Origin of the sequence: Actinoallomurus sp. NPDC052308 (assembly GCF_040679195.1) — a bacterium.
Taxonomy (GTDB): domain Bacteria; phylum Actinomycetota; class Actinomycetes; order Streptosporangiales; family Streptosporangiaceae; genus Actinoallomurus; species Actinoallomurus liliacearum.
Genome location: NZ_JBFAUM010000007.1, coordinates 231,982 through 245,972 on the forward strand (window position 1 = coordinate 231,982; position 13,991 = coordinate 245,972).

Sequence of the window (13,991 nt, forward strand, 5' to 3'; positions counted from 1 at the left end):
GGCGATGCGGGGCCGTTCGGGCGCCGGGACCGGCGGGTGTCAGCAGTTCCAGTGCACGTCGGCCGACGAGCCCGAGGCGAACTCCACCGCGCCCTTGTCCTCGAAGACGCAGAAGCCCTTGTAGCTGCGGGAGACCGGCACGTAGGCCGACTGTCCCGCGCCGAGGTCGCCGGCGCCGCTGGCGCTGATCGACCCTTGGGTGCCGGCGACGGCCCAGTGCACCGGCCCGCCCTCGGCGGTCACCTTCACCTTGCAGTGGCCGGTGTACCGCATGTCGCAGCCGGCCACGGCCAGCGTCCCGGAGGCGGGAGGCTGCGCGGAGGAGGTCGTCGGGGTCGGAGTGGTGCGTTCGGGGTGGCCGGCGGTCCGCAGCGGCTTCGGTGTCCTGCTCTTCTTCGGGGTGGGCGTCGGCGTCGGGGTCGGCGACTTGTCGGACCTGCCCGGTGACGGACCGGCCGGGGACGACGCGGACGGATCGTCGCTCGGCGAACCGTTGGGCGGCGCGGCGGCGGCCTGGCCGCCGGAGTTCGCGTTGCCGCCCGAGCCGGACAGCACGAGGAGGATCCCGGTGAGGGCCAGGACGCCGCAGGCGGCCGCTCCCAGCGCCACCCACATCCCGGCCCTCCGGTTCGGCCGGTCCTCTTCGGGCTCGTGGCGCGGCGCCGGCCGGGGCTGGTCGAAACGCGTCGCGATCGTCGCCCGCAGGTCCGCGTACTCGGGCGTCACGGTGCCGAGCACGCGCGCCCGCAGGTCGGCCGGCACGGCCGCGACCGGCATCGTGTGCAGCAGCCGGGCGGTCGCCACCTTGCCGTTCGCGCGCAGCCCGCAGATCGGGCAGCTCCCGATGTGGCGGGCGAGCCGGCCGCAGGTCTCGGCGTCCAGTGGTCGGCCCGCCGGGCCCGCCAGGGCGGGCACGCTCGGGCAGTCGTCCCGCCCGGTCGCCGCGACGACCACGGCGGCGAAGGCGTCGTCCAGGTCGTTCCGGGCCTGTTCGACGAGCGTCGATACGTCCTGCGGCTTCGCGCCCAGCACCTCGGCGAGCTCGAGTGTGTCGAGCTCGTGCCGTAGCGCCAGGTCGAGCAGCTCGCGCTGGGCGCTGCTCAGCACCATCAGCGCGGCGTGCACCAGCCGGCGGGTCGACTCGTCGGTCTCCACCGGGCCTTCGGCCTCCCGCGCCTTCCGCCGGTCCTCGGGGATCCCGGTCTCGGCGCGGCGGCGCAGGCACTCGGCGCGTGTCACGGTGTACAGCCAGCCCCGGAACAGCCCGGGGTCCGACAGCGCCGAGATCCGCTCCTGCACGATGATCAGGGAGTCGTGTAGACCCTGCGCGGCCAGATCCTGATCGCGGAGCAGCACATGGCAGTAGTCGTACAGCCGTGGCGCGTACGCGTCGTAGATCCCCGCCATCGCGGTCGGGTCGCCCGCCTGGAGAGCTTGTGCCAGCCGCTGGTCATCAGCCCAGTCGTTGGTCGGCCACCCGGCCACAGATCCTCCCGTTGTTCGCCTGCCAAAGAAGACACAGACGCCCCACTGGCATCCTCGGTTTACGCATCCTGCCATCGATCAACCGGTGCATAAGCCGGTTCGGTGGCAAAAACGGCAAAACAGGCAACGGTGAGTAATCGATTTCTGTGACGTGCGAGAGATGTTGACGCTGAGTGATCACCCTCGTCAGGACCTCAGGTCCGGGAAGTCCTCCTCCCGAAACTCGCCGGCGCGTCGGTCCGCGCCCTCCAGCCCCCGCAGCTCGACCCGGCGGATCTTCCCGGAGATCGTCTTCGGCAGCTCGCCGAACTCCAGCCGGCGCACCCGCTTGTACGGGGCGAGCCGCTGCCGGCAGTGGGCCAGGATCGAGCGCGCCGTCTCGGCCGTCGCCTCGTGACCGGCCGCCAGCGAGACGTACGCCTTCGGCACGGCGAGCCGTACCGGGTCGGCGGCGGGCACCACGGCGGCCTCGGCGACCGCGTCGTGCTCCAGCAGTACGCTCTCCAGCTCGAACGGCGAGATCTTGTAGTCCGACGCCTTGAAGACGTCGTCGGTGCGCCCCACGAACGTGACGTAGCCGTCGGCGTCCACGGAGGCCACGTCACCGGTGTGGTAGTAACCCCCGTCCATCGCCTCGTCGGTCCGCCCGGTGGCGTCGCGGTACCCGGCCATCAGCGCGACCGGCCGCTCGGACAGGTCGATGCACACCTCGCCCTCGTCGGCGGGCCGTCCGCTCACCGGGTCGATGAGCGCGATCCGGTACCCCGGCAGCGGGCGGCCCATCGACCCGGGCTTCAGCGGCTGCCCCGGGGAGTTGCCGATCTGCGCCGTGGTCTCGGTCTGGCCGTAGCCGTCGCGCACGGTGAGACCCCACTGTTCGCGGACCTGGTCGATGATCTCCGGGTTGAGCGGCTCGCCCGCCGCGACGGTGATGCGCAGGTTCAGCCGCCAGGACCGCAGGTCCTCCTGGATCAGCATCCGCCACACCGTCGGCGGCGCGCAGAACGTCGTCACCTCGCACCGCCGCATGACCTCCAGCAGCGTCGGCGCGCTGAACCGCGCGTAGTTCAGGACCAGCACGCACGCGCCGGCGTTCCACGGCGCGAAGACGTTGCTCCACGCGTGCTTGGCCCAGCCGGGCGAGGAGACGTTCAGGTGCACGTCACCGGGGCGCAGGCCGATCCAGTACATCGTCGACAGGTGCCCGACGGGGTACGACGCGTACGTGTGCTCGACGAGCTTCGGGCGGGCGGTCGTCCCGGAGGTGAAGTACAGCAGGAGCGTGTCGCCGGCGTGCGTCGTCGTCCCGGTCCCGTCGTACGGCTCGTGTCCGTAGGCGTCGCCGTACGACAGCCAGCCGTCCGCCGTGCCCACGCAGATCCTCGTCAACTCGCCCGTCAGGCCGGCGAACTTGGCCGTGTCGGCCGCCCCGGTCACGACGTGCGAGACGCCGCCCCGGGCGACCCGGTCGCGCAGGTCGTCGGGGGTCAGCAGGGTGGTCGCGGGGACGACCACGGCGCCGAGCTTCATCGCCGCCAGCATCGTCTCCCACAGTTCGACCTGGTTCCCGAGCATGAGCAGGATCCGGTCGCCCCGCCGTACGCCATGGGCCCGCAGCCAGCCCGCCACCCGGCCGGACCGGTTCGCGAGCTCGGCGAACGTCAGCTTCAGCTCCGAGCCGTCCTCTTCGACGATCCACAGCGCGGGACGGTCGGGGGTCTCCGCCGCGAGTACGCCGTCGAACCAGTCCAGCGCCCAGTTGAACCCGGCGACCTCGGGCCAGCGGAACTCACGGTAGGCGGTCTCGTAGTCTTCGGCGTTCGCCAGCAGAAAGTCGCGGGCGGCTCGGAATGCGGCCACGTCAGGAGTCATGTGGCGCATCCTGGCACTCCAGCCGCCCGTTGCGTAAGGACCCGATCACTCCCAGATCGGATTTTCCCTCCGACGTGCGCGTCAGCAGGTCCAGGACAGCGTGACCCCGCCGTTCGGGGTGAAGGTGACGCCCGACTGCTCGACCGGAGTGTCGGCCGCGCAGGCTTCGGCCGTTCGGACCGTGACGGCGAGCGTCGCCGAGCGCCCCGCCGCCAGCGTGCCGTCGGTGGGGCCGCCGATGTCGACGTACTGGCCGGGGCTCGCCGTCCAGTGGACGGTGCCGCCCTTGGCGGTCAGCGTCACGGTCCGCGCGGAGCCCGAGCCGGACGCGGCCACCACGAGCGTGCCGGGTACGGGCCTCGGCGACCTCGTTCTCCGGGTGTGCGTCGGCCTGGGCGCCGGCCTCCGTGTGGTCGGCGTCGGGGTGGGCGTCCTGCTCGTACGGGTCGGCGTCGGGGTGGGCGTCGTACTGCTCGGCGTGGGATCGGGTGAGCCTGAGTCGCCGGAGTCGTCGGCGGACGGGCTGTCGGAGGGAGAGGCGCCCGTGTCGGCGGCGACCGGGCGGCGGGAGTCCCCCGACGGGTGCTGGGCGGACGAGCCGCCCGTGACCAGGAAGATGGCTCCGGCGATGAGGAGGACGCACGCGGCCGCGCCCACGGCCGGCCACAGGCGGGGAACGCCCCGCCGGTCCTCGTCGTGGGCCGGCCGGACGTGGTCCAGGCTGGTCGGCCAGCCCCAGGCGTCGAACGGCTCCGCGCGCCGCGCGATGCGCGACCGGGCCTCGGGCAGGTCGGGGGCGGTCGCCAGCGTCAGGACGGCGTCGCGCAGCCCCGGGGGGAGCGCGGCCACCGGCATCACCTGCAGGAGCCGGTTCGTCGAGACCTTGCGCTTACGGCGGTCCCGGCAGGTCGGGCAGGAGGCGATGTGGCGGATGAGCTTGTGGGACACCTCGGGCGGCAGCGGCCACTCGTGCTCGTCCACCAGCGCCGCGACGCTCGGGCAGTCGCCCCGTCCCGTACGCGCGATGATCGCGGCGGCGAGGGCGTTGTCGAGCTCGTCGCGGGACTCGGCCGTCAGCTCGAGGGCCTCCTGGGAGGAGATCCCCAGGACGCCGGCCAGCTCCTCGGCGGCCAGTTCGTGGCGGACGGTGAGGTCCACGGCCTCGCGGTGACGGCCCGGCAGGCCGGCCAGCGCGCTGTGCACGAGCCGCCGGGTCTCGAGGCGGCGGTTGCGTTCCTCGGTGTCGAGGAACGCGTCGTCGGCCTCCTCGGCGGCCGGGTGCCGCTCCTCGGGCGTCTGTGGGTCCCGCAGCCGCCGCAGGCACTCGTTCCGTACGAGCGCGTAGAGCCAGCTGCGGAACCGCTCCGGCTCCCGCAGCCTGTCGATGTGCGCGAGCGCGGCGATCAGCGAGTCGCGGAGCGCCTCCGCCGCGAGATCCTCGTCGCGCAGCAGCGCGTGACAGTAGTCGAACAGGCGTGGTGCGTAGATGGTGTATATCTGGGCGAGCGCGCTGGCATCGCCGGTGCGCAGCTCCTGCGCCAACCGGCGGTCATCGACGCGACCGAGACTGGGCCAACCGGCCACAGCGACCTCCCGGAGGTGTGGTGTCGGACGCGCCCCCGGAGATTTGAAGGAGGCCCGACGCCCCGCTCCCGTCGGGCCTCCGTAAAAGAGACGCCGCGTGGGTGACGTTGGTTCACCGGATTCTCTGGAGAATCTGGATTTTTTTCGCCCGGCTCGGCGCTCCAACGCGCCGAGCCGGGTTTGCGCAGGTCAGTGGCACTCCGGCGCGCAGATCCGGCGCGCCACCGTCTCCAGGAAGATGCGCTGGATCTCCTGTGGCTTCATCGCCTGGTACGCCGCGCCGTCGGTCTCGGCGGCGATCTTCTGCATGGAGGCCATGTCGACGTCCGGGCCGAAGCCGATGAAGATGAGCATGACCGGCGCGTTCGGGTCGTTCTCCTTCTTCAGCGTCCGCAGGAGAGTGCTCAGCGAGATGCCGTTGTCCTTGTCGTTCTTGCCATCGGTGAACACGAGGACGGAGTTGTAGTAGCCGGGCTTGTACGTCTTCTTCATCGACCGGTACGCCGCCAGCACCGAGTCGTACAGCCCCGTGTTGCCGTCCGGCTTGGGCCGGAGGCGGCCCAGCGCGCTCAGGATGGCCTGCCGGCGCGTCCCCGATCCGAGCCGGGTGGACAACGGGCCGATCGGCACCTCGGTCCGGTAGTCCTGGTTCCCCTTGAGGTTCGTGGAGAACGTCCACAGCCCCAGGTCGCTGTCGTCTGGCAGCAGCGCCAGGCCGCCCTGCGCCACCTGCGCGGTCGCCTCCATCCGGGTGACGCCCTTGCCGACCGGCTGTGCCATGGACCCGGACACGTCGAGCAGCGTCAGCATCCGCGTACGCAGCGACAACTTCGCCCAGGCCTGTACGACGCCGGTGACGTCGCTGGAACCCGGCGTCGGAAGCGCCCGGGGAATCCGGGGGCTCAGCCCGCTCGCGGACGCGAACCCGGTGCCGGCCCTCCCGTCCGGGGTACGGAACCCGAGGGCGCGCACGGCGGCGTGCGCCTGCTCGGTGCTCATCGCCTTCTCCAGCACCTGCGCCGCGCGGACCTTCTTGTCGTCGTCCGTGGTCAGGGTGTAGGGATGGTCGAGGCTGAGCATGCCCTCGTTCGGGTAGATGGCGCTGGCCGGCGTGCCGGGCCTGCCCCGGTTGTACTTCCAGACCGCCTGCTCCGGGGCGATCACGACGGGCGCCCGGCCGTGCAGGTTGCGGTGGAAGGTGGCGAACAGCGCCTGCGTGTTGGGGGAGAGGCTGTTCTGCACCTTCCGCGCCATCTGCGTGAAGATCGCGTTGGCGTTCGGGTCGCCCTGCAGCAGCATCCGGGTCATGACGACCGCGCCGAGCCCGCCGGCGTTGCGCGTCGGGTCGAGGATCTGCAGGTGGACCGAGTTCGCCGGAAGCATGTCGTTCTTGCTGACCGCGCCGGCGGCGAGGGCGTCGGTGGCCTTGAGCAGCATGTCCCAGGTGGGGCGGACGCCCTGACCGCTGAGCTTGTTGGCGAAGCCCCGGGTGGTCGCCACGACGAGCGGTGTCTCGGCCACGCTCGTCGGCGTGCTGTTCACGCTGGACGCGCCCTTGGGCGAGCTGCGCACGAGCGTGACCCACAGCGATGAGTCCGGGATCCACACGTCCGGCGTCACGTCCCCCGGCACCGTACCCTGGCCGGACAGGATCGTGGTCGTGCCCGCCGGGTCGGCGGCCTTCACCGTCGCCTTCACGCACTTGCCGTCGACGGAGTGCCGTTCCCGGTTGAACGAGTTGGTGATGTCGCTGACGGCCGGGGCGATGTCGGGCGCCGCGACGACCCTCAGGCTGATCGGGGTGCCGCCGCACTTGCTGCCGTCGGCGAGCGCGTAGACCCCCGCGCCGAGCAGGATCGCCAGGCCGATCGCGCCGGCGAGAGGGCCGATCAGCGCGCCGATCGTACGGCGGCGCTGGGCGCGGCGGCGTCCCGTGCCGGGAGTGGAAGACTGCGGCCGGTCGTCATCGGACCCGCCCCCCGCGTCGCCCCGGCCCGAACCTCCGTAGCCGGATCCCCCGGATCCCGTGCCTCCGTAGCCCGCTCCGCCGGACCGCGTACCACCGGAGCCGGCCCCGCCGGGGCCACTCCCGCCCGGACCGCGGCCCTGCCCGCCCGCGCCCTGGCCGGCCCCGTAGCCGGACCCGGCGCCGCCGTAACCAGGGCCGGCGCCGTAGCCGGAGCCGCCGCCGTACGCCGAGCCGTCGCCGTAGCCCGAACCGCCTCCGGAGCCGGCCAGGCCACCGCCCTGCCTGCCGAAGAACCCACCGCCCGGGACGTAGGAGGAGGAGTCGTACGAGCCGGTGCCATAGCGGTCGCGCTCGCCTGATCCGGAGTTGGAACCGGGAGCGGCGCCGTAGCGGTCCTGCCCACCGGCTCCGGGGCCGGTGGCGTTCCGGTTCTGCTCGCCGGGACCGGAGTACGCGCCGGGCACGACGCCGTAACGGCCGCGCTCATCGCTACCTGCGTAGGAGCCGGGGCCGCCAGGGCCGCCACTACCCGGGTAGGAGCCGGGGTCGGCCGGGCTGCCGCTACCGGGATAGGAGCCGGGGCCGCCTGGGCCACCGGTGCCGTACCCGCCGGTCGTGTCGTACTGCGAATCGCCCGGCGCGGACGAGCGCGGCGCGAAGGGACCCTGGCCGGCATCGGGAGTCTGGTTCCCCGAGGGACGGCCGCCTCCCGACGGTCGATAGGGCTGGCCGTCGCCGGGCGTGTCCCCCGGGGGCGGGTCGTTGCGACGACGTCGGCTCACAGCTGTCCCATCTCGCGGCCGGCAGGGATGAGTGTTAGAGCGGAACTGTAGCGGTCTTCGCAATTGGTAACAAAGATGATCATTTCGCGCGATGTCGCAGGTCATCGCCAGTAAAGATCATTTAGATACCCGCCAGTACCGCCCTCCGGTGGCCGGGTCCGGCCGACGGGCAGGTGCTCGCCGTCGCCTAACCCAGGTGAACACGGCCGCCGGCGAACGCCTCCATCCGTCCGTTGCGCCGATTCCGGCGGGCGGCGCGCGCTCCGTCGGCCGCCGCACTCGCCCGCCGCTGACCGATCCTGTCAATGCGCTGGTCAACTCACCGGCCCGTCCCCGTCCGCTCCGTCGAGGCCCCTTACCGCCCGGCCCATCGCGCGCCGATTCGCCGCCGCGCCACACCGACGGCCCGGTGCGCCACGAGGCCGATCAGGACGACGCGGCGGGGGCCGATCCGGTCGGTGCGCCACGAGGCCGATCACGGCGACGCGGCCGGGGTCGATCCGGTCGGTGAGCTCGCCGCCGGCCGGCGAACAGCGCACCGCGCTCGCCCAGGCGCGGCTACGTTCGGGCGGCCACTCTGCGCCCCGGATTTTCGTCGCGCTGACCACCGAAATCCTCGGCAGAACGGCCCCCTCGATGTTCGTCGCCGCGCGTCGTCGTTCCGCGTTCAGCGCGATCGGGCAAAGTGGAGGAGAACGGTACGGGTACGGGGGAGGCGCACGGATGACTGACTCGCTCACGGCGTCGGTGACCGACCCCCCACGGATGCGCCGCCGGAGATGGGCGATCGTCGCGCGGATCCTCGTCGGGTGCTTCGCGCTGTGGGCCCTCGCACGTCTCTTCGGCGCCGACCGGATCGGTCCCCTCGCAGCGCTGCTCATCCCGGCGATGGCCGCCGTGCCGTACGCCTTCGCCGCGATGGTGCTCCCGCTCATCGTGGCCGCCGTCGTCCGGGACCGGGTGGCGTTCGTCGCGGCGGTGGCCGTCACCGCGCTGTTCGCCGGAATCGTGCTGCCACGCGCGGTCGCCGGGGACACTCCGCGCGCGAGCGGGCCGGAGTTGCGGATCCTCACCTCGAACCTGCGGTTCGGTGAGGCGGGCGACGCCGGCCTCGTCGATCTGGCCCGGCGCACGCGCGCCGACATCCTCAGCGTTGAGGAGTTCACGCCGGAGGCGGCCGCTCGTCTCGACGCGGCGGGGATCGGGCGCCTCTTCCCGTACCGGATCCTTGACCCGAAGCCCGGCGCTGCGGGCATCGGGCTGTACGCCCGGTACCCGCTCACCCCCTCGCCCGTCCGGGGGACGATGTCCGCGATGCCCAGCGCGACCCTCGCCGTGCCCGGCACCGCACCCGTGCGCATGACGGCCGTGCACCCGCCGGCCCCGCTCGGGTCGGACATCACGACCTGGACGCACGACCTCGCGCGGGTGCCCGACGCGACCCCCGGCGGCCAGGTCGGGATCCTCGCGGGCGACTTCAACGCCACGCTCGACCACGCGCGGCTGCGGCAGATCATTCACAGCGGGTACGTCGACGCCGCGGACGCCAGAGGACAGGGCCTGGTGCCGACGTTCCGGCCGTGGCCGCCCATCACCATCGACCACGTGCTGGCCGACCGGCGCTGCGCGGTGCTGCGGGTCAAGATCTATGGTCGATCGCGCAGCGACCACCGGGCATTGTTCGCCGTCCTGCGGCTGCCCTGACCGGCCGGGGGCCGGGCGGCCCGCCCCGCGCCGTTCCGGCGGAGGGCGCCCGCGATACTGAGGCCATGGCCCGCCTGATCCCCGTCACCGACCCCGCCGACCCGCGGCTCGCCGACTACACGCGGCTGCGCGACGTGAACCTGCGCAAGAGCCTGGAGGCCCAGCACGGCCTTTTCATGGCCGAGGGGGAGAAGGTCATCCGGCGGGCCGTCGCCACCGGCTACCCGGTGCGGTCCCTGCTGATGGCCCGGCGCTGGGTGGAGCCGCTCTCCGACGTGGTCGGCGACGCCCCCGTCTATGTCGCCGACGATGAGGTGATCGAGGCGGTCACCGGGTTCGCGGTGCACCGCGGCGCCCTGGCCTCGATGGAACGCCTGCCCCTGCCCTCGGTCGCCGCCGTACTGGCCGGCGCCCGGCCCGCCGGCCGACCCAACGGCGACGCCGACCAAGACGACACCGACCAAGACGACACCGACCAAGACGACGGCGGTCAAGGTGACGGCGGTCAGGGCGACGGCGGTCAAGGTGGCGGTGGTCAGGGCGGCGGTGGTCAGGATGGTGGGCGTAGCCGGCCGGGCGGAGGTGCGCGCGGCGGGGGGCCGGAGGCCGAGGGTCTCGGGACCGCCGGGCTTGCCGACGGTGGCGGTCGGGAGGGCGGGCGTGCCCGGCCGGGCGGACGTACCTTCGGCGGCGTGCCGGAGGGCGGCGGCGAGGGGGGTTACACCGGTCGGGGCGGGCGGTCGCGGCCGCGGCGGATCCTCGTGCTGGAGGACCTGGTCGACCACGGCAACGTCGGGGCCATCTTCCGCTGCGCGGCGGCGCTCGGCGTCGATGCCGTCATCTTGTCCCCGCGGTGCGCCGACCCGCTGTACCGGCGGTCGGTGAAGGTGTCGATGGGCGCGGTGTTCGCCATCCCGTACGCCCGGATGACGGACTGGCACGACGGCCTCGCCGAGTTGCGCGACGCCGGCTTCACGCTGCTCGCCCTCACCCCGGACCAGTCGGCCGTCCCGCTGCAGAAGGCGCCGATGGGGGAGCGGGCCGCCCTGCTGCTCGGCACGGAGGGCGACGGGCTGTCCTCCCGCTGGCTGCGGGAGGCCGACCATCCGGTCTGCATCCCGATGAGCGCCGGCGCGATGGATTTGGGCGTCGACTCCCTGAACGTCGTGGCCGCCACGGCGATCGCCTGCCACGAGCTCATGCGCGGATGACCGCTGGTGCGGTAGATGGACGCGGGGCCGTCAGCCCGAGACCTCGCGGCGGTCCTTCCGCGCGCCGATCCGGTCGATCTCCTGCTCGGCCCATTCGGCCCACTCTCGCTGGGTGGCGGTGAAGCGCAACCCCCATTCGAGGGCGAGCAGGCCGTAGACCGACAGCGGATCATCGCCCTGCGCCACGAACTCCCGCAGCTCGGCGAGGGCCCGGTGCCGCTGGTCCGCGACCTCGGCCCGGCTGTGGAGGTAGGTCCGGGCCTCGTCGGGATCGAGCACGCCGAGGAAGAAGACGCGCAGGAGCATGTCGCTCCGGTTCACCTGCGCCGGCTCGACCTCGGTCATCCAGTGGTGCAGCTCGGCCCGGCCGGCATCGGTGATCGCGTACTCCTTGCGACCGCGCGGGCCCTCGGCGGCGACGGCGACGAAACCGGCGTCGGCGAGCCGGTTGAGCTCGGCGTAGAGCTGGCTCTGGGTGGCCGGCCACACGTTGGCGAGCGAGATCTCGAAGATTTTCAGCAGGTCGTATCCGCTGGCGGGGCCTGAGGACAGCAGGCCGAGTACGGCGTGACGGAGACTCATGTCTCGAGCCTACCTTCCACTGTTGACATGTCGCCAGTGGAGGTTCTACTTTCGACATGTCACAACAGGAACGTTACTAAGGAGCCCTCGGTGCTCGGCTACCTCCGCACCTTCCTTCCTTGGATCGCCTTCGCCGTGATCAGCACGCCGCACGACTCGCGGTACGGCGCGCTCGTCGGCGCGGTCCTGGCCGTGGTTCTCCTGGCGGCCGACCGCCGGGCCGGCAAGCCCTGGGACGCGCTCATCATCGAGGCGACCTCGGTCGCGTTCTTCGGCGCGCTGGCCATCGCGGCGTTCACCGTCGCCAAGGCCCCGCTCGGCGCGTACGGATCGGCCGTCTCCGACGAGTGGCTCGCCCTGGTCGCGTGGGGCTCCCTGGCCGTGCACCGGCCCTTCACCCTGGGCATCGCGCGGACGATGACGCCGCCGGAAGTGCACGACAGCCCGCTGTTCTACCGGGTCAACGCGGTGATCACGGCCGTGTGGGCGGCGGCGTTCACCGTGACGGGCGCCGTGCTGGCGCTGCTGGTCCAGGTCGCCCCGCACGCCACGACCCTCGTCATCCTCATCAAGGTCGCCGGCTTCGTCCTGCCCGCGCTGTTCACCGCCCGCTACCCCGCGACCGTCGCCGCCCGCCACCGGCCCGTCGCCCAGTGAGCGGATCGGCCCGTACCCCCCATCACCCGGCGAGCGCGCCGGCCGCACGGCCGGCCGAGACGGAGACGACGATGAACCTTCCGGACTACCTCAGCGGGCTCAAGGCCCCGGTCGCCGACGAGACCGACGCCGTCGATCTGCCGGTGACCGGCGCGCTGCCCGCCGACCTGACCGGCCGCTACTTCCGCAACGGTCCCAACCCGCTGCCCGGCCGCGACCCGGGGCACTGGTTCGGCGGTGACGGCATGCTGCACGGCGTACGCCTGCGCGACGGCCGCGCCGAGTGGTACCGCAACCGCTGGGTCCGCACCCGCAAACTCGAGGGAACGCGGTTCGTCGGGCCGGAGGGGGTCGACCTGACCGCGACACCGGCCAACACCAGCGTCATCCGGCACGCGGGCCGCATCATGGCGCTGGTCGAGGTCGGTCTGCCGTACGAGATGACGCCCGAACTGGACACGGTCGGGCCCTGCGACTTCGGTGGCCGGCTGACGACCGCCATGACCGCCCACCCCAAGGAGGACCCGGTCACCGGGGAGCTGCACTTCTTCGGATACGGGTTCGTGCCGCCGTACCTCACCTACCACCGGCTCTCCGCGACCGGCGAGCTGGTGGAGAGCCGGGTCGTCGACGTCCCCGGGCCGACGATGATCCACGACTTCGCCGTCACCGAGCGGCACGTGCTCTGGCTCGACCTGCCCGTCGTGTTCGACCTGGAGCTCCTCGGCTCCGGCATGCCGTACCGCTGGGACGAGACGTACGGCGCGCGGCTCGGCGTGATGCCCCGACACGGCGGCGCCACGCGCTGGTACGACATCGACCCCTGTTACGTCTTCCACGTCGGCAACGCGTACGAGGACGCGCGCGGCCGGATCGTCCTGGACGCCGTCCGGTACGCCCGCGGCGGCTTCGCCGCCCTCTGGTCGGGCATCGGCGGCAGCCCCGACCCGGCCGCCTCGGCCGCCGCGAGCGGCGGCGCGTACCTGCACCGATGGACGCTGGACCCCGCTTCCGGCGCGCTCAAAGAGGAGCCGCTGGACGACCGTAACGTGGAGTTCCCGACCTTCGACGAGAGCCGGCTGGGCCGGTCCAGCCGCTTCCTGTACACGGTGACGGACGACGCCGTCGTCAAGTACGACGCTCGCACCGGCATCTCCCGCGTCCGCGATGTGGGCGGCGTGCCCGGCGAGGCGGTCTACGTGCCCGCCCCCGACGCGAGCGCCGAGGACCACGGCCGGCTGCTGTCCATCGTCACCGACCGTTCCGGCGACGGCTCGGAGCTGCTCGTGCTCGACGCCGCCGACCTGGAGTTCGTCGCCTCCGTACGGCTGCCGCGCCGCGTGCCGATGGGCTTCCACGGCCGCTGGCTCGAGGACTGACGGCTCCGTCCTCTCCCCGGACGGGAACCGATCCCAGGCGGGCCGATCGCGTCCGACCGGTGCGCCGGCCCAGCGGCCGGGCGAAAAACTCGGTAAGGGCCGCCGCCGACTCGGCGATTCACCGGGAATGAGGGCAATCGCCGGGCTGCCCGTGAGCCTTATGACCCGCCCCCATACGTACGGGTCACGGACCACTCCCCGCAGCGGCTCAGTGCGCTCGGCGGCCGGCGGTCTTCCGCCGGATCGTCCCGTCCGGTGCGTACCAGCCGGCCTTCTTCCGTACGGCGGGGGACGGGTCGTGGTCCCGTGAGCGGGCCAGGGCGGTCGCCGCGTCCGGGCTGCCGTGCGCGTACCGGAAGCCGAGTTCCACCGCCATCGCCCGGACGTGCGGACCGGGGTCTACCACCAGCAGACGCATCGCGCGCGGCAGTACGACGCCCTGGGCGGGACGGCGGGCGTCCTGCCTGCAGCGGTCGCAGGACAGCGCGTGCACCACCGCCACCCGCACGCGCTCTCGTCGCCGAGCATCGCGACGAGGCCGTCGAGCGCCTCGGCGACGAGCAACCGGTCGAGGAGATGACAGCCCTGCTCGCGCACACCGGCGTCGGCGACCGCAGGCCTTCGCGGATCGCCGGAACCGCATCACCACCCCGACCGACCAGCGAGAAGTACGCGGCCTTCGCGCGCGGAGCGTTCCCCAGCGCCCGCACCAGGTCGTTATCGGTTCCGGCCAGCGACAGCTTGAGGCTCACGCGACCGAGCCTGA

The 13,991-nt window shown here is 72.7% G+C and carries 9 protein-coding genes and 2 pseudogenes; 5 read left to right on the top strand and 6 right to left on the bottom strand.

The window, feature by feature from the left end; all coding sequences use genetic code 11:
• Positions 1-39 precede the first annotated feature (39 nt).
• From AB0L00_RS21265 to AB0L00_RS21280, 4 genes are all read right to left on the bottom strand, one after another.
• Positions 40-1,485, bottom strand: coding sequence for a sigma-70 family RNA polymerase sigma factor (locus AB0L00_RS21265; RefSeq protein ID WP_364436669.1), 1,446 nt, complete (start codon positions 1,483-1,485; stop codon positions 40-42).
• Between the two features lie 186 nt (positions 1,486-1,671).
• The gene (locus tag AB0L00_RS21270) at positions 1,672-3,366 is read right to left on the bottom strand and encodes an AMP-binding protein (RefSeq protein WP_364436672.1); all 1,695 of its coding nucleotides are present in this window, start codon (positions 3,364-3,366) and stop codon (positions 1,672-1,674) included.
• Between the two features lie 72 nt (positions 3,367-3,438).
• On the bottom strand, positions 3,439-4,899 hold the full coding sequence (locus AB0L00_RS21275; RefSeq protein ID WP_364436675.1) for a sigma-70 family RNA polymerase sigma factor: 1,461 nt from the start codon (positions 4,897-4,899) through the stop codon (positions 3,439-3,441).
• 231 nt (positions 4,900-5,130) lie between these two features.
• Entirely contained in the window at positions 5,131-7,692 is a 2,562-nt protein-coding gene (locus AB0L00_RS21280) for a substrate-binding domain-containing protein (protein WP_364436678.1), read from the bottom strand.
• Between the two features lie 723 nt (positions 7,693-8,415).
• Here AB0L00_RS21280 and AB0L00_RS21285 point away from each other — a divergent pair.
• From AB0L00_RS21285 to AB0L00_RS21295, 3 genes and pseudogenes are all read left to right on the top strand, one after another.
• The gene (locus tag AB0L00_RS21285) at positions 8,416-9,396 is read left to right on the top strand and encodes an endonuclease/exonuclease/phosphatase family protein (RefSeq protein WP_364436681.1); all 981 of its coding nucleotides are present in this window, start codon (positions 8,416-8,418) and stop codon (positions 9,394-9,396) included.
• A gap of 65 nt (positions 9,397-9,461) precedes the next feature.
• A pseudogene (locus AB0L00_RS21290) lies at positions 9,462-9,812 on the top strand (rRNA methyltransferase); the annotation flags it as partial.
• 336 nt (positions 9,813-10,148) lie between these two features.
• Positions 10,149-10,607, top strand: a pseudogene (locus AB0L00_RS21295) (RNA methyltransferase); the annotation flags it as partial.
• Positions 10,608-10,637: 30 nt separating this feature from the next.
• Here the strand turns inward: AB0L00_RS21295 and AB0L00_RS21300 are convergent.
• The gene (locus AB0L00_RS21300) at positions 10,638-11,189 is read right to left on the bottom strand and encodes a PadR family transcriptional regulator (RefSeq protein ID WP_364436683.1); all 552 of its coding nucleotides are present in this window, start codon (positions 11,187-11,189) and stop codon (positions 10,638-10,640) included.
• Positions 11,190-11,279: 90 nt separating this feature from the next.
• On the opposite strand from AB0L00_RS21300, the gene AB0L00_RS21305 reads away from it, so the two are divergent.
• Both AB0L00_RS21305 and AB0L00_RS21310 read left to right on the top strand, forming a co-directional pair.
• The gene (locus tag AB0L00_RS21305) at positions 11,280-11,846 is read left to right on the top strand and encodes a hypothetical protein (RefSeq protein ID WP_364436686.1); all 567 of its coding nucleotides are present in this window, start codon (positions 11,280-11,282) and stop codon (positions 11,844-11,846) included.
• Between the two features lie 71 nt (positions 11,847-11,917).
• Entirely contained in the window at positions 11,918-13,225 is a 1,308-nt protein-coding gene (locus AB0L00_RS21310; protein WP_364436689.1) for a carotenoid oxygenase family protein, read from the top strand.
• Between the two features lie 208 nt (positions 13,226-13,433).
• Here the strand turns inward: AB0L00_RS21310 and AB0L00_RS21315 are convergent, their stop codons facing one another.
• The gene (locus tag AB0L00_RS21315; protein WP_364436692.1) at positions 13,434-13,733 is read right to left on the bottom strand and encodes a hypothetical protein; all 300 of its coding nucleotides are present in this window, start codon (positions 13,731-13,733) and stop codon (positions 13,434-13,436) included.
• Positions 13,734-13,991 lie beyond the last annotated feature (258 nt).